The following is a 22,513-nucleotide window of genomic DNA, read 5'->3' on the forward strand; positions in this document are numbered from 1 at the left end:
TAAAACCGTGACCAACACTCAGGCGGCCACAGCCTACTGAGGCGGCAGTTTCATCTCGGAGAAAGGCGCCGAGAGGCATCCCCCCTGAAAGGCCCCCATAAAACCAGATAGCCGTCATACAAGCTTAACGGCAGCTACGCCCCCCCCGCAGATCCGTGTTGAGCAGTTGCCATCATCAGCGTTCCCCCGCTCCCATTCTTGCCCCATCAGGCATACGGCGCGACCGCTACATCAAGATTGGCAGCTTGCTCAATGAACGGAAATACTCTATCGTTCATGAACAAAATCAGCATATAGTTCACGAGCGTCCAGCATCCAGGCTCCCATCCCCTGAAAGCCCATGCGCCGTGGCGATGTGTGAGCCCTACCTGGATCTCAGCGGCAGGTTGGGTGGATTTGGCCATCCGAAGCTGATTGATACTGAGGCCGCTCCAGGTAATGAATTCATCACGGTCATAACATTGTCACATCGGCGGTTTTGACCACTAGGCAAATCACAAATCATATCGGGATGAGATTATGCAAACTACAGCCAACAATTACATTTTAAACGTAAGCTGTCCGGCTACGTCGGGGATAATCTCAGCGATTTCCTCTTTCCTTGCTGAGAGCGGTTTCTATATTAGTGAAATGGCACAGTATGACGACGAGCAAAATGGAAGGTTTTTCACACGCGCGTTGTTCCGCTGCAACGATGGAGCGGCTATCGATCTCAATTCTGTGCGAAACGATTTCGCTTCGATCGCCGAAAGATTCGATATGCACTGGTCTATTCATCCCGAGAATGACCCGATGCGGGTGCTTTTAATGGTGAGTAAATTCGACCACTGCCTCTCTGATCTATTATACCGACGCGCCAAAGGGGATCTCGAAATGGAGATTACTGCGGTTGTGTCCAATCATCTGGACTTACGCCCCATGGTAGAGCGCGAGGGAATCAGATTTGTTTACCTGCCAATAACAAAGGAAACAAAGGCGCAACAGGAGGCTGCATTAATGAAAATCGTGCAGGACACTGGCACGGAGCTGGTTGTACTAGCGCGCTACATGCAAATTCTCTCCGACAATCTGTGCAAGCAGCTGTCCGGACGCGCTATCAATATTCACCATTCCTTCCTTCCTGGCTTTAAAGGAGCGAAGCCGTACCATCAAGCATATGAACGCGGCGTGAAACTCATCGGCGCTACTGCACACTACGTCACCAGCGATTTGGACGAAGGTCCAATAATCGAGCAAGAGGTGCAACGCGTCGATCACGCATACGTTGCCGAGGCATTGGTCGCGGTTGGCCGTGACACCGAAACTCTCGCCCTCTCTCGAGCGGTGAAATGGCATATCGAACGCCGTGTATTCATGAACGGCAGTCGGACCATTATTTTCCGCTGACAACGGCTCGTATTTTCTTCAAGAGCTTGCCCATAAGCATTTAATTCATCAATCCGGCCTCCCGAAAATTAAGACTTGGAGGCTTAATTTGAGCGCAAATTTAAACATCGCGGATGAATGCGAGCCATGAACAATACCGTTCTTGAATCCTCGGCTTTTGCTGGAAACAAAAGGCGTAATATCGAATCCGGTAGCTCGCTTCTGTATAGCACTGCCACTACCTTATTCCTTTCAAAAGGGTTTCATGGGGTAAGCTTGCGGAAGCTTGGCGATCAGCTGGGCATCCACGCTGGTTCGCTTTATCACCATTTTGAGAGTAAGCAAGCGCTGCTTTTCGACCTACTCGAGGAACATGAGTACGCCCTGGCTGCGGCCCTTAAAGCTGTAAGAGGAGCAACTCCGAAGATTCAGCTTCTTGATTTCATCAAGCGATATTTAAGCTTCCTGTCTAGCCATTCGGAGAATTTCCAACTGGCGGTGCTTGAGCATAGAAATCTAACGCCTAACCAGCAGGTTGTTATCCGAGAATCTCGCGAGCGTTGGCAGCATTCGCTGAATTGCATATTGCAGCAGGGAAAGAACGTGGGTCTTTTTGCTTACGACGATCTACGGTGCACGAAGACCAGCATCATAGCAATGCTTAACCATTTGAGCACTTTGGAAATCTCCAGCACTGAAATTATTTGCCATGGGCAACGCCAGATCCTGCGAATGCTCAATCCAGCACCGGGCTAAAAATAGCGAAAAATGCTACCAAGAAATTAATCGTAAATATTTCTCTACCCGACTCCCTGAGAAAAAACAATGACAAAATCCGACCTGATTATCGATGGAAAATCTTTCGCCGCTCGTCTACTTGAGACGGTTTCAGTGGAGGCATTCGAATTCCGTGACCAGCATGGACATGCTCCTGGGCTTGCTGTCATCTTGGTAGGACAGGACGCCGCCAGCCAAGTCTATGTGTCTACGAAAATGAAAAAAGCTGAGGAGGCGGGGATTAAATCCTACCCGTACTTCCTGGAGTCAACCAGCAGCGAGGAGGAGATTCTCTCGCTCATTTGCAAACTTAACAGCGACCCTTTAGTTCACGGCATCTTGGTTCAATTACCACTCCCTCCCGAAATTGATGAACGGTTGATCACGACCGCGATCGATCCTGCTAAGGATGTCGATGGTTTCCATCCCGTTAACGTGGGGATGCTTAGTCAAGGGCACCCTAAATTGGTCCCTTGTACACCTTTAGGATGCCTGCTGCTTCTGAAGGATCGCTTAGGAGATTTGGCGGGAAAGAAGGCGGTAATAGTGGGGAGGTCGAACATCGTAGGAAAGCCTATGGCGAGCCTGCTATTGAACGAAAACTGCACCGTGACCATCGTACACTCACGATCACGGAACCTGCGGTATGAATGTTCAAAGGCTGACATACTAGTAGTAGCTGTTGGGCGGCCGCGCTTTATTTCCTCTAACTACATAAAGCCAGGCGCCGTGGTAATTGATGTCGGGATCAATCGTATTGATGACGACAGTGGCAAACAGCTCGTTGGAGATGTTGATTACGCCTCAGCTCTGAGTGTTGCCGGCGCGATAACACCTGTTCCAGGAGGAGTTGGCCCAATGACAGTAGTTTGCTTAATGAAAAACACGCTAATTGCAGCAAAGTCGCTTGCCGCAGCCATTGACAATTGATACCACCCGGCGAAGCCGACGATGTTTTACACCACTGCCGATAGTGAGGTCTTTTATGCCGCGCACAATTTCCAATGCTCAAGAAGCACTAGCATGGATGGATGTGTCGGCGCTGATTGAAAACTGACCCACCCTGCCGATTGAAAATTGACCTAGGGCGGATTGCTGATTTTTGCATCAGCAATTGTGGATAAGCTTAGCAGTCGTGTCCCGATGGAAGGGGCATTTAGCCCCACCGCATGTGGGCATGCGGCAGGGTATTTTCGGTGCAGATCAAAACAGCTCATCGTCCTCGGCACCATCATCGTCTTTGCGCTTTCGTTCACGTGATTTGATCTTGGTCTGGGCGACCAGGCTGCTGTGTTGCAGACGGTAGGACTCGTTGCCCGTTTCGACGATGTGGCAGTGATGTGTCAGCCGATCCAGCAACGCCGTGGTCATCTTGGCGTCGCCAAACACACTCGACCATTCCGAGAAGCTGAGGTTGGTGGTGATCACCACGCTGGTGTGTTCGTACAGCTTGGATAGCAGGTGAAATAACAGGGCGCCACCGCTCTGGCTGAAGGGCAAATACCCCAGTTCATCGAGTATCACCAGGTCTGTTCGTAGCAGCCCTTGAGCGATTCGGCCTGTCTTGCCGTCGTACTTTTCGCGCTCCACTAAATTGACCAGATCCACCGTGGAGTAGAAGCGCACGCGTTTGTGATGCGTCGTGATCCCGGAAACGGCCAAGGCGGTGGCGAGATGTGTTTTTCCTGTGCCAGGCCCGCCGATGAACACGACATTTTGTGCGGTATCGGTGAACTCGAGGTTGGACAGATCCTTGATCAGGCGGGCGTCTGCGCTGGAAGCGCTGAAGTCGAAGCCGGCCAAATCTCGATGCATGGGCAGTTTGGCCATGTTCATCTGGTGGTTCACTGAGCGTACCGCCCGATCCGCATGTTCTTGTTGGAGAAGATGCTCAAGTAGCCATTTCGACGACGCTGTCGAGGCTTCTCCTTGAGACGCCAGTTCTTCCCAGGCGCTGGCCATGCCATGCAGGCGTAGTTCTTTGAGTTCAGCCATCAGATCACGCATTGCGAGTCTCCTCATCGGTGGTACGGAGCCGGTCGTAGCGCGCCGTATTGGCGACAGGCGCTATCTTCAGTTGAAGGCTGGTTTCGGCTGACGGAGGGGCTGCTGTCGATGTCAGTCGAGCCAGGACATTCAGGATGTGGTCAGCAGTCAAGCTGCCTGATTCAAGTACCAACTCCACAGCCACCAATACGGCGTCGAGCCCGGCGATGGGAACCGCCGCTAGTACCTGCGTCATGACTCGATCACCATTGGTGTGACGCCTTAGACCGCGTTTTAGTAGTTGCAACGGCTTCGGCAGATCGGCAAATGGAGCGCCATTGCGCAGCGCACCGGGCTTGCGTTCGATGAGCGGGATGTAATGCTGCCAGTCAAAACTGACCTGATCTCGATCAAACAGGCGCTCGTGACAGGCAATCATCGTTTCTTCGGCGATCACCACCACCCGCGTGGGATACAAGCGGCTGCTGACCCACTGACCGACCCGCTCACACGGCACCGAGTAGCGATTTCGCGCCACGCTGATCAGGCAGGTGCTGGAGACCCGTACGGTGCGCTCGACGTAGCCATCAAAGGCGGTGGGCATCGACATCAATTCGGCGCGTTTCAGCTCCAGGACGTCCGCCACTGTCAGCCCGTTGTACTGCGGGTGCACCAGTTCGTCCCAGAGCACACGGCAGCGTTGGCCGAGCCAGGCATTCAGTTCCTCGAAGGTATGGAACATGCAGTTTTGAGCATCGAGCCAGATGCGCCGTCGGCTGTCTTGGACGTTCTTTTCAACGATGCCTTTTTCCCAGCCGGAGGCCACGTTGCAGAAGTCCGGATCGAATAGGTAGTGGGTACACATAACGGCAAACCGGGCATTGGCCGTGCGGCCTTTGCCTTTGTTGACCTTGTCGACAGCCGTTTTCATGTTGTCGTAGATGCCGCGACGCGGCACCCCACCTAACGCGCCAAACGAGCGGGTATGGGCATCGAACAACATCTCGTGGCCTTGGCTGGGATACGCAACCAACCAAAATGCGCGACTGGCGCACAGCTTCATATGGGAGACCTGGATGCGTCGGAACAGGCCGCCGATCAGCAGACCTTCTTCGCTCCAGTCGAATTGAAAGGCCTCCCCGAGTGCAAAGGTCAGCGACACAAAGGCCCGTAAAGACTTGCCTTGCTCGCCGCGCCACGAGCGTATGAAGGCGGTGAGCTGACTGTAGCCGCCGTCGTAGCCCTCGGCCTTGATCTGTTCGAAGAGTGCTTTGGCACTTCTGCGGTTGTGCTTTGCCCGAAACGAATCGGCCTTGAGCGCCTGCTCCAGCGTCTCGTGAAATGGACTGAGTTTGTTGAAGGTTGCGCACCGCTGGTACGCTGGCTGGGTGGCTTCGGATGCTCTGACCCATTTTCGAATGGTATTTCTCGACAGTCCGGTACGCTTGGCTATCTGATGCAGCGAGAGCTTGTCGCGGAAGTACATCCGCCGGATTTTTCCCAACATTTCCATGCTGATCACCCTGTGTTCTCCTGCTCGAAAAGTGAGCAGAAGCAGTTGAACACCTGGGTCAGTTTTCAGTCGGCAGAACAGCCTTTACTGGGTCAGTTTTCGGTCAGCGGCAACACTCACGCCCCTGTAAGGCACCAGATCCGCAACCTGGAAGACTGGTTTGACTTCCCGCTGTTTCGGAGAGATGGCCGAGGAATTTGCTTAATCGCATCGGGACAGGCGCTGTTCGACCGAGTATCTCCTCTATTCGAGTCTATGGCTGACTTCATCCAAAGGCGGCCAATTAACTTGACCGCATAACATAGCTCAGGGTGAGAGGGGAGCTTCCGCACTCATTATCGATGCTCTGAATTTAGGCCGATGCGAACCAGCCCACAGCCCCTTTTATCTCAAGATAGTCATGGATCCCCCAGTGAGCATATTCCCGTCCATTACCGGACTGCTTGTAGCCTCCAAAAGGAGCTTGGATGTTCCACTCTGGATAATTCAAATATACCGATCCGGCACGCATGCGTTTTGCAACCTCTCGAGCCCTCGCTTTGTCCGTGGACTGCACATATGCAGCTAGGCCATACACAGTGTCGTTGGCCATGCTGATGGCCTCCTCTTCTGTTGTATAGGGCATGATCACCAGCACTGGGCCGAAGATCTCCTCACGAGCCACTCGCATTCCAGGAGTGACATCGGCAAAAATCGTGGGGCGCACATAGTAGCCCGACGTTAGTCCGTTCGGACGTCCCAGCCCGCCACAAACTGGGGTAGCCCCCTCATCTAGGCCACTGGATATCAGTTCCTGAATCTTTTCGTATTGGAGAAGGCTGACAACAGGCCCAAGATTGGTATTTTCGTGACGTGGATCCCCGGTAACTATTTGCGATGCGGTACGCTTGGCAATCTCGATCACCTCGTCTTGCCGACTCGCTGGAACCAACATGCGAGTGGGCGCGTCGCACGACTGCCCTGTGTTCGAGAAGCAAGCTTGAACACCCTTACTGACAGCCATTTCAAAATCAGCGTCTTCTAGCAGGATATTCGCGGACTTTCCGCCTAGCTCCTGGGTCACTCGCTTGACGGTATCTGCTGCTGCTTTGGCAATACTGACCCCTGCTCTGGTTGACCCGGTAAATGAGACCATATCAACTAGAGGATGGCTGACCAAGTGCTCACCGACTTGAGCACCTGTACTGTTTATTAGATTGAAGACACCTGGTGGAACACCAGCGGCATGGATTATCTCTGCAAAAATAATTCCGCTAAGGGGAGCCACCTCGCTAGGCTTCAGCACTACTGCACAGCCCGCCGCCAGTGCGGGCGCAACTTTGCAGACGATCTGGTTTAAAGGCCAGTTCCATGGAGTGATAAGTGCACACACTCCAATGGGCTCTCTGATCACGAGGGTATTTCCGAGCCGCTCTTCGAAGCTGAATGCTTCCAAAGCCCGAATGTTTTCCTCTAAATGAGCACGTCCGGAGTAAACCTGTGCAGAACGAGCAAATGCTAATGGAGCACCCATCTCTTGACTGACGGCTTGTACGAGATCTTCGTAACGCTCGTTGTATGCCACTAATATTTTGCGGAGCAAATCAAGACGCTCCTGCCTTGTGGTCTGCGAGAAAGAATGGAAGGCTCGTTTCGCAGAGTCGACCGCCATATCAACATCAGCAGCTCCCCCGCACGCTATTTGAGCAATTGTTTCCTCGCTCGAGGGGTTAACAACATCAAGCCTTAGGGATGCCTGAGACTCAACCCAACACCCGTCAATGTAAAATTTCAGATATGACTGCATCAAAGAACTCCGAATATGGGTTACGAGGCACTGAAACAAAAATCTTTATCTGCTGCAGATTCGTCGAAAAAGAAACGGGGTCGGTAGGCAGCAAGCGGTTCTCGCCGCTTGATTAGGTCGGAGGCTTTTTCTGCAATCATGATCACTGTCGCATTGAGGTTGGCACTGATCACGTTCGGCATGACAGATGCGTCGATTACCCGCAGGCCTTCAACACCATGTACCCTCAAGTCAGGCCCGACTACTGACCCCCTATCAGTTCCCATTCGACAGGTGCAGGACGGATGGAACTCGGTATTCGCACACTGACGTATAAACCGAAGAATATCCTGGTCAGTGCTCACGGCCTCACCTGGATAGATTTCCTTCCCTCGAAATTTGCTCATGGATGGTTGGCCGATGATGTGCCGAGCCACACGAACTGCGTCGATTAACTCCCTCTTGTCATTTTCTGTATTGAGGAAGTTGAAAATAATTTTTGGAGGAGATTTAGGATTGGCATCGGCAAGCTCTACCCGGCCGCGAGACTCTTGACGTAACTGACTTACGTGCAGCTGAAATCCTTGTGTTAACTTCAGTTGGCCGTTAACGCTGTTAATACCGACAGGGGCAAAATGGAATTGGATATTTGGAACAGAGATACGCGAGTCGGTTCTAACCAAGCCGCCAGCTTCCCAAATATTGGATGCAACCGGGCCCTTTTTTGTAACGAGCCATTGAGCCCCAACCACAGCTTTTACGAATGGATTCTGCAGATACGCCAATGTTACGGGCTCAGGACAATTCCATTGCATCATGAAGTCGACATGATCTTGCAGGTTCATTCCAACTCCTTCTAACTCGATAAGAGTTCTGAGCCCCATCCTGCCTAAATGCGCGCTTGGCCCTATCCCTGAGAGCAGGAGTAACTGCGGAGAATTGATCGCGCCACCACACAGCAGAATTTCTAGCTTGGCGGACGCCAATAGTTGGCTGCCATCCTTAAGGAAGCGCACGCCAGTAGCTTTTGCCCCTTCGAGAACTACCTTCTGCACTGTCGCGTGAGTCAAAACCGTCAGATTCGCCCGCTGCATGGCAGGACGCAGGTAACTCACCGCAGTGGAACAGCGTTGGCCATTCCACTTGGTACTGTCGTAGCGACCTAATCCTTCTGGTCGGTAACCATTCAAATCCTCCGATGCCCCGTAACCTGATTCCGCTCCCGCCTCGACAAACGCGTCATATAGCACGTTTGGGGAACTGCTTACGCTAACGCCCAAAGGGCCATCTCCCCCGTGCCAATCGTTTGCACCACGCTCACTACGTTCAGCCTTTTTGAAATACGGGAGACAGTGGGCGTAATCCCAATCGTGTAGACCAAAATCTTTGGCCCAGCTGTCGTAGTCAGATGGATGCCCTCTCAGGTACACCATTGAGTTGATAGACGAGCTACCGCCCAAAACTTTCCCACGCGGAATCGGTATGCGCCGGTTTTCCATTTGGGCTTCTGCCTGGCTCACGTAGTTCCAATTAAACCTCGCATCGTGCCAAGCCTTGTACACGCCTCCCGGCATGTGGATGAATAAGTTGTTGTCATTCCCACCTGCTTCGAGCAGAAGCACCGAAATCTCTGGATCTTCAGAAAGTCGATTAGCGAGGACACAACCGGCAGACCCGGCCCCAACGATAATGTAATCGTATTCTTTACACTTGGACTCCATCAGCAGCTCTCTCCTTTACGCTTCAGTTACGTTTTCGTAACGTCGCGCGCGCCGCTGGCTCATTAGGGTAATTGCAAGCATGACGCATGAGAGCAACGTCATGATGGTCGCGACCACAGCTATTACCGGATCAATGTCCGAACGAAGCGAGGTAAACATGCGCTTGGTGAGCGTTGCGCCATCACCACCACTTATGAAAAGCGATACAACTGCTTCATCCAGCGACACGGCGAAGGAAAACAACGCAGCGGCGATTACCGAAAACCGGATTTGAGGGAGGGTAATATCCACAAAAGCGCGAATACGAGATGCGCCGAGGATGCATGCAGCGTGCTCTTGAGTCATATCGTAGGTCTTGAGGCCAGCGCTTACATTGATGATTACGTAGGGCAACGCCAATAGAGTGTGCCCAATGACTAGCCCTGGTATTGAATTGTTTAAGCCAAAATGGGCAAAGACAAAAAACAGACCGAGCGCGGTGAAAATAGTCGGCACAATCATGGGTGCCATCATCAGACCACGCAGTATCCTGACATAGCGCTGCGTGCTGTTATGTAGTGCATAAGAGGCAGCCGTGCCCAAAATCGTTGCCAGCAGTGTCGTAATCGTAGCTGTGATCAGAGACACGGTGGTGGAGGATCGCCATTCCACCGATGCCACATAATTCAAATATGCCTGAAAGCTCAGCGTCTTTGGTGGAAAGCTAAGATAGCGAGCATCAGAAAACGACATCGGAATGACGATTAGTGTCGGTATCAGTAAGAACAACATTGCGAGGATCACAAGCGCATATAGCCAGGATTGACTGGCAACGCTAGTTAGTCTGCGTTTGAAATTAGATTTCATGAGGTCACCCATTTCGCCGACTTCTATCGGCAATTCTCTTAACGGTGAACAGCAAGACTAAGGTCGTTACCAAAAGCACGACGCCCAGCGACGAAGCCACCCCCCAGTTAGCGCTCAGAGACACGTCACTTTCGATTCGCATCGACAGCACCTGAACTCGTCCTCCCCCCAAAAGTGATGGGGTGACGTAGAACCCAAGACACAAGACAAATACAAGAGTTGCGCCGGCAGCGAGACCAGGTAACGACAGGGGTAAGAACACGCCAAAGAATGCCCGCAAAGGAGAAGCACCGAAAGCTGCAGCCGCTTGGACATAGATCGGATTTATGCTCTTCATCGCTGCGTACAACGGCAGGATCATGAACGGTAACATGATGTGCACCATACCAATCATCGTGCCGACTTCGTTGTGTACTAACGTGAGCGGTGAATCAACGAAACCAAACGACATTAACAAGTCATTAACCAATCCACGTCTCTGCAGCAATACCAGCCAGGCATAAGTTCGCACCAACAGCGATGTCCAGAGAGAGATCAATAGGATAGCCATTGCCAGCCCCGCAAGCTTGCGAGGGCCATGTACCATGAAGTAGGCATACGGATAGCCTATAAAGACGCATGCCGCAGTTACTAGAAGGCTGATTTTAAAAGTTTGCGTGAAAGCCAATACGTAAATGGGTTGGACAAGGCGCGTGTAGTTTTCAAAACTAAGGTTGCCTTCCGCGTCGAGGAAAGACATCCCACCTAGCCAAAGCAAAGGCAACACGAACGTGAAACACACCAGTAATACAGCCGGGAGCATAGGTGTCAGCAGCAACCAACCTTGGCGTTTTCGTGCTCGACGCAACTCGCTTGTATATAACGTACTTTGCATGTTTAGTGCCGTCATGCTGCATCCCCAACCACGAGACTATCTTGTGGATGAAGACCAAGCACTACCGCGTCCCCGCGAAGTGGCAATGGAGCACCTTCTTTATTACGAGATGGTCGGCGGATAGATACACGCTCGCCTTGACCCAAATCCACCTCCAACAGCAGGCTTTCACCCTGATAGATAATGTCCAAGACTCGCCCATGAAATTGATTGTATGAGCCGTCTTCCGAGCTAATAAACCGCAACTTCTCAGGGCGAATCACCAGGCAAGGATTTTTCATTGCGCCTGGAACTACAAAGGCGTTCACCGGTTTATCTCTGAACCATGCAGTGCCATCTCGCATGGCGACCGGAATGCAAGACGACTCTCCAACGAACTCGGCGATGAAACGGCTGGCAGGACGCTCATAGAGAACCTCCGGAATATCTATTTGTTGAATACGACCTGCCTGCATAACCGCGATGCGATCAGACATAGTCAATGCCTCACGCTGATCGTGAGTTACGTATACAACAGTCATCCCTAGACGCTCATGCAGACGCCGAAGTTCAAGCTGCATGGATTCACGAAGGCGCTTATCCAAAGCAGAAAGAGGTTCATCCATTAGCAAGATCTTTGGTTCAAAAACGATTGCCCTGGCAAGAGCTATCCGTTGCCGTTGACCGCCAGACATCTCGTCGATGCGCCGCATTGAAAGATGCGCCAACTCGACCATCTCTAACACGTTTTGAACCCGTTTCTTGATGTCGCTGCTCGAGTAGCCGCGCAATTTCAATGGATAGGCGACGTTTTGAAAAACATTCATGTGAGGGAACAAAGCGTAATTCTGGAACATCATGCCCAAATCACGTTTGTGTGGCGGCTCAAATACCATTTCGCGCTCGCCGAAGCGAACGCTCCCGGTATCCGGCTGAACAAATCCTGCGAGCGCCATTAGCAGAGTGGTCTTGCCGGATCCTGACGCTCCGAGCAGTGAAAGGAATTCTCCACTGCGGACATTTAGGGAAACGTTGTCGAGAGCAACGAACTCACCATATTTTTTTGTCACACCCTCAATGGTGATCGAGGACGAAAGGTTATTATCAGTGGTCATACTCACCTCATTTCATCTAAATCATGTGAGCTCAAAATTCGGGCGGGACAAGAGCCCGCCACCGAACATCAATTGACGATGAACAAGCTGAAGCGCTGTCGCAAAGCTGCCTCGTTTTTCATCCAGTAGTAGGGATCGACAGTTGCAACTTTCCCGATATTTTCAGGTGAAGTTGGAAGTTTACGGCTGAGCTCTGGGGAAATTAGGCCTAACTCATAAGCCTTTGAGTTGACAGGTGCATAAGGAACCAAGGTAGCTAATGTCGCCTGACTTTTAGGTTGGAGAATTTCATTGATTAACTTCATCGCTAGGGCTTTGTTCGCTGCGCCTTTAGGGATGACAACACAGTCATGGTTGAGAATCCCCCCATCCATACTGAAGTCAACTTGGTCATCTTGGGCCTTTATATCCGCAACCCGCCCATTCCAAATTGCCAGGAAATCCACCTCGCGACTGCGCAGTAGTTGCGCCGAGTCTGCACCAGCACTCCACCAGCTAACCACTTGTGGCTTGATTCTTTCGAGCGCTTTAAATGCCCGGTCAACATCAAGCGGATACAGATCTTTTGGAGCAACACCATCACCAAGTAGTGCAGCTTCGAGTGTAAGGTGAGGTTGGCGATACAGCGCTCGAGCTCCTTTTACATTTGGATCGAAGAACTCTTTCCAGTTGTGAGCAACGGGTTTACCTGTGTCCTTCGCCCACGCAACCACTGTAGCGTACGCAAAAATCCCCACCCAGGTTTTACTGACGACCGCCGGATCTACGCCTTCGACGTTAATCACTTTGAAGTCAAGCGGTTCAACCAGACCCTCCTCTTCGGCTTGTGTACATTCGCTGGTGCCTAGCTCAACCAAATCCCAAGTAGGTTTTCCCGATAGAACTTGTGCACGAAGAGCGGCCAATCCATCAAGTGTATCTTCATTGATTTTAATTCCAAGCTTCTCGGACGCAGGTACGAGATAGGCTTTTCTTTGAGCGTCCTGCAATACTCCGCCCCACCCTGCAAACGTCATTGTTTCCGCTGCTAAAGCACTCATACATACCAAGGACGAGGCAGCTATAGCAAAAAGACTTTTTATTTTGTATCGCTTCATTTTCAACTCCGTATTTTTTTTGATAATTAGACAGTTGAGGTGAAACGGTTGGACATACTTCAAAGCAACGATCTATGTCGCTGTCTATCACTGCTACGCTGCATCACAAAAAAATCCAATCAGCACTTGATGCGCGTCATTTCTGGGTCATAGAAAGCTCGAAGACTTGCCTCAACCTTGTAACGCTTACAGGCGATCTCGATTTCGTAATCACCTTGTTTGATCCAGTCAGGTGTAGCGCCGGACTGATTGATGACATAGCCCATTGCAATGTTGCTTCCGACGTAATGACCGTACATGCCAGAAGTGGTGCGCCCCACAATTAAACCATCTCTATAGATGGGCTCCTCGTGGTAGCTAATTCCATCAGGGTCGATGAAACGAAAAAGCACCATGCGACGAGTGATGCCTTTGAGCTTCTGTGCCTCCAAGGCTTCCTTGCCAATAAAACCACCAGCCTTGGTGAAGTCAGATGCGAATCCCAACCCAGCCTCCAGGGGGCTATCCTCCTCCATCACATCGTGGCCAAAGTGGCGATAACCCTTTTCCATACGCAGGGAATTGAGCGCGTGGTAGCCACATAACTTCAATTCAAACGCTTTACCCGCCTCAAAAATGCAGTCGAATACATCGGGAGCGAATTCTGTAGGGATGTACAACTCCCAGCCCAGCTCACCGACGTAGGTGATGCGAGATGCACGTATGCGGGCATAACCCAGTTCGATCTCCCTTGACGTTGCAAACGGGAAGCCCTCGTTGGAAAGGTCGTCTTCGGTGAGCGACTGCAACAGAGCCCTTGAGTTGGGGCCCATCACACTAATTACCGCCATCGAGGAGGTCACATCTGTGACCACCACTGCCGCATCATGTGGAGTATTGCGGCGCAGCCAGTTCAAGTCACGAGTCTGAGTAGTGGGGCCAGTAACGACGAGAAATGATTCTTCAGAGAGACGTGTAACGGTAAGGTCTGCTTCAATTCCTCCTCTCTCGTTCAGCCACTGGGTATAGACAATCTTTCCTGGTTCAACATTTATGTCATTGCTGCAGATACGATTGAGCATCGGCATCGCATCACGCCCTTGCACCAAAATTTTGGCGAACGAACTTTGGTCAAAAAGACCTACATTTTCGCGAACTGCTCGATGCTCAGCAGCAGACCACTCGAACCAGTTCTGCTTACCCCAGCTATATTGGTATTCCGGCTTTACACCTTTAGGCGCGAAGAAATTCGCTCTCTCCCACCCAGAGACCTCGCCATAGCAAGCGTTCTCCTTTACCAGGCGGTCATGGAGAATACTTTTCCGTACATTTCGCGCAGTCTCAAATTGGCGGAATGGCCAGTGCATGGCATACAGCAGCCCTAGACCTTCAGTCGTGCGATCAAAGAGATATTTCGGCGCTCCTTGAAATGGCATGCTGCGGCGAATGTCTACGTCCCACAAATCCATGGGAGCATGGCCCTTCACAATCCACTCAGCTAGAACTTTCCCAGCACCACCGGCGGACTGTATACCCACCGAGTTAAAGCCCGCAGCCACGAAATAATTGCGCAGCTCTGGTGCTTCGCCGAGATGATAGCGATCGTCCTGAGTAAAGCTCTCTGGGCCGTTGAAAAACACCTGAAGTCCGGTTTTCTCAAGCGCTGGAATGCGCCGAATTGCGTTCTCCAGATAAGGTTCAAGATGCTCCATATCAGCCGGAAGTTCATCGAAGCTGAAGCTATCCGGAATGCCCTCATGGCCCCAAGGTTTGGCGTTGGGTTCAAAGGTACCAATCAGAAGTTTGCCGGCGTCGGTTTTGAAGTAGTTACAGGAGTCAAGATCACGCAACGTAGGCAAAACACCAGTGACTTCTGCCATCGGTTCAGTAACCACGTAATAATGTTCGGCAGCATGCAAGGGGATATTAACGCCTGCCTTCTTTCCGAAATTCCGAGCCCACATACCGGCGCAATTCACCACAAACTCGGCATCAATGTCGCCAAATTCGGTAACGACACCTGCGGCTCTACCATCTTTTATTTTTATATCAAGAACCTTCGTGTTCTCAATAATTTTCGCGCCCCCCATCCGCGCCCCCTTGGCAAGCGCCTGGGATACGTCGACAGGGTTCACGATGCCGTCCATAGGCAGGTAAATACCGCCGACGACGTCTTCAATATTCAGCAGCGGCCACAAATCCAGAGCTTGCTCTGGACTTACAACATCACAAGGAAAACCGCAGAGTTTAGCCATGGAAGCACCACGCTTCAGCTCGGTCAAACGCTCAGCATGGGTGGCAATGCTCAACGAACCATTGCGCACGAAACCCGTTGCCTGACCAGTCTCCTGTTCCAGTGACTCATACAGGCCAGCGCTATATTTGGCGAGCATGCTCATGTTGTATGTCGCGCGTAACGTCGGCACCAAACCTGCTGCGTGCCAGGTAGTGCCGCAAGTTAGGGTTTTGCGCTCAAGTAGCACGACATCCTTTATGCCTAATTTCGTCAGATGATATGCAACACTGCAGCCGATTACTCCGCCGCCTACAATCACCACTCGAGCCGAACTCGGTACGGAATTACTCACTTTTCAACTCCAATGGGTAGTGGTTAGAAAACGACTGTTTTGTTGCCATAGACAAGAACCCGATCTTCCAGATGACTACGCAAACCTCGAGCGAGGACTGTCTTCTCGACGTCCTTACCTAGGCGCACAAGATCATCGACGTTTTGCTGGTGGCTCACGCGGACGACGTCTTGATCAATGATCGGGCCTTCGTCTAAGTCTTCAGTGACGTAATGGCAGGTCGCCCCAATGAGTTTTACCCCGCGACGGGAAGCCTGGTGATATGGCTTCGCACCGATAAATGAGGGCAGGAAACTATGGTGAATGTTGATCACCTTGTGGCGGTATCTCTCACAAAGATTTTGTGGAAGGATTTGCATATAACGAGCAAGCACGATGCAATCAGCCTGATACTCGTCAATGAGCGCCTCAGTCCGGTCAAAACCTTCAGCCTTGTTATGTTTTTCGATAGGGACATAGTGAAACGGAATGTCGAACCAATCTGCTAATCCACGCATATCTTCGTGATTGGAAATGACACACGCGATATCGCAATGGAGATCACCACTTTTCCAGCGATCCAGGAGATCAGTCATACAGTGCGATCCCCTGCTGCACATCAGCACAACCCGCTTTCTACGGTGACTGTCGACTAGGCGCCAATTCATCTGCAGTTCCTCAGCAAGCGGTAAAATCTTGCGTTTGAGGGCTTCATAGTCGAACGGAACACTGTCTGCGCGAATCAGGATACGACTGAAAAAGCGGCGACTTTCTTCGTCGGAGTGATGCGAGGCCTCAGCTATCCAGCCACCATGATCTGCAAATATCCCCGAGACCCGGGCAACTATGCCCACCTTGTCGGGGCAGTCGAAAGCAAGACAATAAGTACGATCCATGATCATGTGCTCAAATGACTATGAAAGGGCGGCTTCAAGTGCCGGCAAGGCCTCGAACAGGTCATCTACTAACGCGTAATCCGCTACACGAAAGATCGGCGCATCTACGTCCTGATTAATGGCGACGATTACCTTCGAATCCTTCATCCCTGCCAGATGCTGAATGGCGCCAGAAATACCAACGGCGATGTACAGATCCGGCGCTACAATTTTTCCGGTTTGCCCAACTTGCATATCATTGTCTGCAAAACCTGCGTCCACAGCGGCCCGAGACGCCCCAACTGCTGCACCGAGTTTGCAGGCTACTTTCTCGATGAGTGCGAAATTCGACCCGCTGCCCATTCCTCTTCCGCCAGAGATCACAATCCTGGCGCTGCTCAAGTCGACCCCTGTTGAGTCCCTCAGCTCAGCACTAACAAATTGCGATAAGCCAAGATCATGGCAATCTGTGATTTCATCAATAACTGCGCATCCCTCCCCCTGATGGCTCGACAGGAAGGCACTACCACGCACACTGATAACTTTCACCGAGTCTTGGCTCTGCACCTTAACTAACGCGTTACCGGCGTAGATGGGGCGTATGAAGGTGTCTGAAGAAACAACTTCCACCACGTCAGAAATTTGCGCGACATCTAGGAGAGCAGCTACGCGTGGCAGGAGATTTTTTCCAGAGACACTAGCAGCCGAAATGACGTGACTGTAATGCTCTTGCTCTACAAGCCGCACTACTAGAGCCGCTACGTTTTCGGCTAACTGAGCGGAATATGCCGCATCATCAGCAACCCGAACTCGAGATACACCATTTAGCTTCGCAACCTGCTGAACCACCTCATCGCAGCAGTGGCCTGCGACCAAGATGTCCACTGGAGCACCTAACTCCACGGCAGCAGTTAACGTGTTGAGAGTAATAGGCTTCAAAACGTGGTTGTCATGATCTGCAACAATCAAAACGGCCATCAGATTACCCCCGCTTCATTCTTTAGTTTATCTACTAGCTCGTGGACGGATTGCACTTGCTTACCTGCCAAGCGCACCGGTGGCGAAGAGACCGCCAATACTTTTAGGTGTGGGGTCAAATCAACCCCAAGTCCCTCAACAGGCAAAACATCCAACGGCTTTTTTTTCGCCTTCATGATGTTCGGCAGCGAGGCGTAACGTGGCTCGTTCAACCGCAAATCAGCGGTTATTACCGCAGGAAGACTAAGGTGAAGAACTTCCACTCCACCATCGACTTCACGGGTGACTTTTAAACCAACACCAGCCACCTCGATATGCGAGGCAGATACACCTTGGGAAATCCCCATAAGCGCCGCCAGCATTTGACCGGTCTGGTTGTTATCACCATCAATTGATTGCTTTCCAAGCAGTATTAAGTCAGCGTTCTCTTTCTGGACGATGACCTGTAGAAGTTTGGCAACCGTCAGCGGCTCCAGCCCGTCCGCCGCCCGAACCAACACTGCACGGTCGACCCCCATGGCAAGCGCCATGCGCAACTGCTCCTGACACGCCTCACTGCCGACTGAGACAGCAATTACTTCCGACGCCTTACCTGCCTCCTTCAGACGGACAGCGGCCTCAACTGCGACTTCGCAGAACGGGTTGATCGCCATTTTGAGATTACTAAGTTCGACGCCCAAACCGTCGGGCTTGACCCTGACTTGAATGTTCGCATCCACCACACGCTTGACAGCGACCAACACTTGCATAAAGCCCCCGGAAACCTCGCATACTTTGGAGGCGATCCTAGGGAAGGTTAAAACTTGTGACAAACGATGGATTCAGTGCCTATGGATTAGTCAGCCTTATCGATTGGCAAAGACACAAAAATTACTTGTTAGGCCCCAACGCTAACTCTATGACATTGAAAGAAAAACCCCATACCTAAGATTAAGTCTATGCGCTCACAAGAACATACAACCTGGCCACCAGATGACTTAGCAGATTACCAAGAGAAATTTCTTATAAGCCAATCTTATTCATGGCACCGATATTGATCGTTTGTCGACGTGCAAGTCAGCGAGGTAGCATTTTCCCAAAATACGAATACCGCGTGAAAACCCTGCCGTGCACGTCGGTACCCCATGCGATTTATTCAATTACGTGAAAAGGTGCCAAGTGGCTAATATTACAATCTGCGAGTCAGAGCAAGAGAACTTGCCAAACGCGAGCCTGATCGATGGGAAGGCGATGGCAGAGAGTCTGCGGTTAGAAACGGCAGCTCGTGCCGTTGCATTTCGTGTCCGTCGCGGCTATCCGCCGGGACTGGCAGTAATTCTGGTTGGAGCGCATTCTGCAAGCCAAATGTATGTGCGCAACAAGATCAAGAAGGCTCAAGACTCGGGAATAGAGTCTTTCCCTCATTTTCTTGAAGAATCAACGTCCGAAGAGGAGGTGCTCGCCCTCATCCAGAAACTGAATGAAGACCGGTTCGTGCATGGGATACTGGTGCAACTGCCGCTTCCTGCCCACATTGATGAGTCAAAAATAGTTTCTGCCCTCTCTCCGTCAAAAGATGTTGATGGATTTCACCCTATTAATGTCGGCTTACTCGCCCAAGGTCACTCCAGGTTCGTGCCCTGCACACCTCAGGGATGCATGACCATGTTGAAACATCATTACGGGGATTTGCAAGGAGCAAAGGTTGTCGTAGTGGGGCGATCCAACATCGTTGGAAAACCTATGGCAGCTCTCCTCACGCAGGCCAATTGCACCGTGACTCTTGCGCACTCTCACACAAAGAATTTGGAAGCAGAATGCCGACAGGCTGACATAGTAATTGTAGCCGTGGGGAGGCCAGGCTTTCTCTCTGCAGCAGCCATAAAACCAGGAGCTATTGTTATAGATGTCGGCATAAATCGAGTCGAAGTCGACGGCATCGTCAAATTGGTGGGAGATGTTGATCAACAATCAGTCATGCGGGTCGCATCTGCTATAGCCCCCGTTCCTGGTGGTGTTGGCCCAATGACAGTCGCTTGCTTGATGAAAAACACCTTGAGCGCTGCTGAGGAAATTGAAGGAGATGCCTACGGACGCCTTACCGGCTAGTCACACAGCGAAGCCGTTTCGACCACATTTCCTAGTCCAATACATCGATTTTTAGAAGGTGAGAACATGTCAGCAGAAACCGCAGCACTACCGAACAGTCTCTGGGCAGCGACTGCTGCAGCTCTTAATTCCTGCCAAGAATTACCGAATAGCGTCAGAACCCACCACTTGATTATCGGTGCTGGCTACGTTGGGCTAAGCACCGCACTCCATCTTCTTGAGAAAGGAGAACAGGACGTCTTGGTCATTGACTCAGCTGAACCGGGTTGGGGTGCGTCAGGAAGAAATGGCGGACAGATAATTTCTGGTTTGAAGCAGCTACCCAGTGATTTGCGAGCCACTTTTGGTAAAGAAGTAGGAGACAAAATAATTAAGGGGTTTGGTTCAAGTGGTGAGTTGCTGTACTCGTTGGTGGAGCGGTATAACATTGATTGCAACTTAGTCAAAACCGGCTGGATCCAAGTCGCTCACGCTGACAAATCCTACATCAATACCTTAGTTCCGAGGCACCAAGAATGGTGTTTGGAAGGCATTCAAGGCCGACTCTTAAACCGCGATGAGGTTGCAGGGCTTGTAGGCTCTTCCAAAGGAGAATATGTCGGCGGATGGTTCGACCCTCGTGGTGGAACTCTGCAACCTCTGAGTTACGCCCGAGGCTTGGCGAATTCCGTTATGGCTATGGGTGGGCGCATCATAAAGCACTGCCCTGCCCTGTCTATGGAACGTAGCGGTGCCGGGTACCTAATTAAAACACCGTCGACCACAATCAACGCAGCCAAGGTAATCATTGCAACTAACGCCTACACCGGGTCATTGGTACCAGGGCTGAGCAAAACGGTAGTACCAGTCACAAGTTTCCAACTGGCAACGAAACCATTATCAGTACAGCAGTTAGATTCCATCCTTCCAGGTCGTCAAGGAATAACGGATACCAGGCGCCTGTTGCACTATTTCCGACTCGATGGAGATGGTCGTCTATTAATGGGCGGCCGCTGCCCTGTTGAGGATGCGCCTACATTCCATGACGCGAAGAACATTTATCGAGCGCTAACCAAAACCTTCCCACAGGTCGAAGGCATCGAAATGGAATACGTGTGGAGTGGCAAAGTCGCGCTCACCAAAGACTCAATGCCACATATACATATTTTAGAGCCAAATCTCTTTGCAGCACTCGGCTGCAACGGACGTGGGGTGGCCAATGCAACATTCCTGGGCCGGGAAATGGCAGCGCTTGTGAGTGGGGCATGCCGTGACACCCTGTCCTGCCCGATTACTGCGCTAGACCCATTCGCGTTTCATGCCTTCCGTCGAGTCGGAATCGTAGCTACCTCTACGTACTACCAGATGCTTGACAAGCTGGAAATGCTCAGAACCAAAAAAATCGCATCATAAGTAATACGACCCGCCGCAATAGAGATCCACTGACGAGATGACAACGATACACGCAGCCACCGTTCGAAAAGCCCAGATTGTGATTGATTGATCAATCAGTTTTCTGATATCTAGACTCTGCCACCCACAATTCTGGCGCAGAGCCGATCTGCCCATGTGGAGGTCAGTCGAGCTCATGCGTCGTTATCAATTGGAGGCTTTGATGAATTCTGCACAAATGAATACTGCGACTGATGAAAAGGCGAAACGCCATCTGCTGACGCCCGCTGAGAACATGTCGACTCTTGGAAGCACGTCTCGCCCGATGCTAGCCAGTGGTGATGGGATTTATGTAACGACACCAGAGGGCCGCAGGCTGATTGATGGCCCGGCAGGGATGTGGTGCACCCAAATCGGATACTCGCGCGGCGAGATGGCTGACGCGATCGCAAAGCAGGCGATGAGTTTGTCTTATAACTCACCGTGGTACACAACAAACTCCCCGGCAGCACTCTTGGCGGAGAGAATTGCTCGCGTCACCCCAGGCGACCTCAATCGGTTTTTTTTTACAACTGGGGGCTCCACCGCAGTAGACTCAGCATTGCGTTTCACTGAGTACTTCAACAATGTACTTGGCCGTCCAATGAAGAAGCGAATCATTGTTCGAAAAGACGGCTACCATGGAAGCACATACCTGACAGCTGCATGCTCTGGGCGTGAAGGTAATTGGCAAAACTTCGATATCCATCAGGATCGCATTCGTTTCATATCGAGCCCGAATATACGTTTGGCAAACGGCTTGACCGAAGAACGTTTCTTAGATCAGCTGGTGACTGAATTCGAAACAACAATTATGGAGTTAGGCGCCGACACCGTGGCTGCATTTCTTGCAGAGCCTTTCCTTGCATCAGGTGGCGTTATTATCCCGCCAAAAGGCTACCACTCTCGTATTAAAGCGCTCTGTGAGAAGTTCGACATCATCTATATCTCCGACGAGGTAGTTTCAGCCTTTGGGCGATGCGGCGAGTGGTTTGCTTCAGAAAAAACTTTTGGCTTCGTACCTGACATCATCACTTTCGCCAAAGGTGTTACCTCTGGATATGTACCACTCGGGGGGATGGCTGTGTCCGAAAAACTAATCTCGCGAGTGTCCGGAGACTCATCAAAGGGCGGTTTCTTCACAAATGGATATACCTGGAGCGGCCATGCGGTGAGCTGTGCTGCTGCATTGGCAAACATGGACTTAATTGAAAAAGAAAACCTTCTCGAACATACACGTGAGTTAGCACCATATTTCCAAAATCAATTAAGAACTTTAGCAGACCTTCCTGGCGTTGTTGATGTTCGCTCAGTCGGCCTGGTGGGTTGCGTAGAATGCATGACTCAGCAGGATTCTGTAATTGCAAGTGATGCAGATAAAGCATTCGCCAATAGGGTCGACGACATATGCTTCGACCTGGGTTTAATTGTGCGTCCGATTGCTAATATGTGCGTCATCTCGCCACCTTTGATTATCACCCGAGAGCAGATCAACGACATCATCAGCATTTTGAGGAAAGGGATCAAACTGGCCGCCGAAGAACTTCTATAATTTATTTTTGTTCCAGTGCGTACCGA

General features: G+C 51.2%; 18 protein-coding genes. 6 read left to right on the forward strand and 12 right to left on the reverse strand.

What is annotated here, in order from left to right; genetic code table 11:
- Positions 1-519: 519 nt before the first annotated feature.
- From purU (ACCD00_RS09615) to folD (ACCD00_RS09625), 3 genes are all read left to right on the forward strand, one after another.
- Entirely contained in the window at positions 520-1,386 is an 867-nt protein-coding gene (purU, locus tag ACCD00_RS09615; protein ID WP_413423932.1) for a formyltetrahydrofolate deformylase, read from the forward strand.
- Positions 1,387-1,512: 126 nt separating this feature from the next.
- On the forward strand, positions 1,513-2,121 hold the full coding sequence (locus ACCD00_RS09620; protein ID WP_261398014.1) for a TetR/AcrR family transcriptional regulator: 609 nt from the start codon (positions 1,513-1,515) through the stop codon (positions 2,119-2,121).
- 69 nt (positions 2,122-2,190) lie between these two features.
- Complete coding sequence (gene folD / locus ACCD00_RS09625) at positions 2,191-3,072, forward strand: bifunctional methylenetetrahydrofolate dehydrogenase/methenyltetrahydrofolate cyclohydrolase FolD (protein ID WP_413423934.1); 882 nt, start codon at positions 2,191-2,193, stop codon at positions 3,070-3,072.
- Between the two features lie 273 nt (positions 3,073-3,345).
- Here folD (ACCD00_RS09625) and istB read toward each other — a convergent pair whose 3' ends face one another.
- The 12 genes from istB to ACCD00_RS09685 all read right to left on the reverse strand — a co-directional run bounded on the left by istB (position 3,346) and on the right by ACCD00_RS09685 (position 18,186).
- Positions 3,346-4,149: an IS21-like element helper ATPase IstB gene (gene istB / locus ACCD00_RS09630; protein WP_413423936.1), complete on the reverse strand. Its 804-nt coding sequence runs from the start codon at positions 4,147-4,149 to the stop codon at positions 3,346-3,348.
- Entirely contained in the window at positions 4,142-5,641 is a 1,500-nt protein-coding gene (gene istA / locus ACCD00_RS09635; RefSeq protein WP_413424031.1) for an IS21 family transposase, read from the reverse strand. The genes istB and istA overlap by 8 nt, the downstream gene beginning before the upstream one ends.
- A gap of 352 nt (positions 5,642-5,993) precedes the next feature.
- Positions 5,994-7,427, reverse strand: a complete 1,434-nt coding sequence (locus ACCD00_RS09640) for an aldehyde dehydrogenase family protein (protein WP_413423938.1) — start codon at positions 7,425-7,427, stop codon at positions 5,994-5,996.
- A 20-nt stretch (positions 7,428-7,447) separates the two neighbouring features.
- Positions 7,448-9,127, reverse strand: coding sequence for a choline dehydrogenase (locus ACCD00_RS09645; protein ID WP_413423940.1), 1,680 nt, complete (start codon positions 9,125-9,127; stop codon positions 7,448-7,450).
- A gap of 15 nt (positions 9,128-9,142) precedes the next feature.
- Entirely contained in the window at positions 9,143-9,973 is an 831-nt protein-coding gene (locus ACCD00_RS09650) for an ABC transporter permease (RefSeq protein WP_413423942.1), read from the reverse strand.
- Between the two features lie 4 nt (positions 9,974-9,977).
- Complete coding sequence (locus ACCD00_RS09655; RefSeq protein ID WP_413423944.1) at positions 9,978-10,862, reverse strand: ABC transporter permease; 885 nt, start codon at positions 10,860-10,862, stop codon at positions 9,978-9,980.
- Complete coding sequence (locus tag ACCD00_RS09660) at positions 10,859-11,941, reverse strand: ABC transporter ATP-binding protein (protein WP_413423946.1); 1,083 nt, start codon at positions 11,939-11,941, stop codon at positions 10,859-10,861. Before ACCD00_RS09660 ends, ACCD00_RS09655 begins: the two co-directional genes overlap by 4 nt.
- Before the next feature lie 68 nt (positions 11,942-12,009).
- The gene (locus ACCD00_RS09665) at positions 12,010-13,038 is read right to left on the reverse strand and encodes an ABC transporter substrate-binding protein (protein WP_413423948.1); all 1,029 of its coding nucleotides are present in this window, start codon (positions 13,036-13,038) and stop codon (positions 12,010-12,012) included.
- A gap of 119 nt (positions 13,039-13,157) precedes the next feature.
- Positions 13,158-15,605 (reverse strand): GcvT family protein, encoded by a 2,448-nt coding sequence (locus ACCD00_RS09670; protein WP_413423950.1) that lies wholly within the window; start codon positions 15,603-15,605, stop codon positions 13,158-13,160.
- Between the two features lie 23 nt (positions 15,606-15,628).
- Positions 15,629-16,486, reverse strand: a complete 858-nt coding sequence (purU, locus tag ACCD00_RS09675) for a formyltetrahydrofolate deformylase (RefSeq protein ID WP_413423952.1) — start codon at positions 16,484-16,486, stop codon at positions 15,629-15,631.
- A 12-nt stretch (positions 16,487-16,498) separates the two neighbouring features.
- Positions 16,499-17,437 carry an electron transfer flavoprotein subunit alpha/FixB family protein gene (locus ACCD00_RS09680; RefSeq protein ID WP_413423954.1) on the reverse strand — a complete coding sequence of 313 codons (939 nt, stop codon included), beginning with the start codon at positions 17,435-17,437 and terminating at the stop codon, positions 16,499-16,501.
- Positions 17,437-18,186: an electron transfer flavoprotein subunit beta/FixA family protein gene (locus ACCD00_RS09685; protein ID WP_413423956.1), complete on the reverse strand. Its 750-nt coding sequence runs from the start codon at positions 18,184-18,186 to the stop codon at positions 17,437-17,439. The genes ACCD00_RS09680 and ACCD00_RS09685 overlap by 1 nt, the downstream gene beginning before the upstream one ends.
- A 409-nt stretch (positions 18,187-18,595) precedes the next feature.
- Between ACCD00_RS09685 and folD (ACCD00_RS09690) the strand changes: the two genes are divergently transcribed.
- The 3 genes from folD (ACCD00_RS09690) (at position 18,596) to ACCD00_RS09700 (ending at position 22,487) form a co-directional block, all read left to right on the forward strand.
- The gene (gene folD, locus ACCD00_RS09690) at positions 18,596-19,525 is read left to right on the forward strand and encodes a bifunctional methylenetetrahydrofolate dehydrogenase/methenyltetrahydrofolate cyclohydrolase FolD (RefSeq protein WP_413423958.1); all 930 of its coding nucleotides are present in this window, start codon (positions 18,596-18,598) and stop codon (positions 19,523-19,525) included.
- A 66-nt stretch (positions 19,526-19,591) separates the two neighbouring features.
- Positions 19,592-20,917 carry an NAD(P)/FAD-dependent oxidoreductase gene (locus ACCD00_RS09695; RefSeq protein WP_413423960.1) on the forward strand — a complete coding sequence of 442 codons (1,326 nt, stop codon included), beginning with the start codon at positions 19,592-19,594 and terminating at the stop codon, positions 20,915-20,917.
- 175 nt (positions 20,918-21,092) lie between these two features.
- The gene (locus ACCD00_RS09700; RefSeq protein WP_413423962.1) at positions 21,093-22,487 is read left to right on the forward strand and encodes an aminotransferase; all 1,395 of its coding nucleotides are present in this window, start codon (positions 21,093-21,095) and stop codon (positions 22,485-22,487) included.
- Positions 22,488-22,513 lie beyond the last annotated feature (26 nt).

It is taken from the genome of Pseudomonas sp. Pseusp3, from assembly GCF_047304225.1.
GTDB classification, from domain to species: domain Bacteria; phylum Pseudomonadota; class Gammaproteobacteria; order Pseudomonadales; family Pseudomonadaceae; genus Aquipseudomonas; species Aquipseudomonas fluorescens_CD.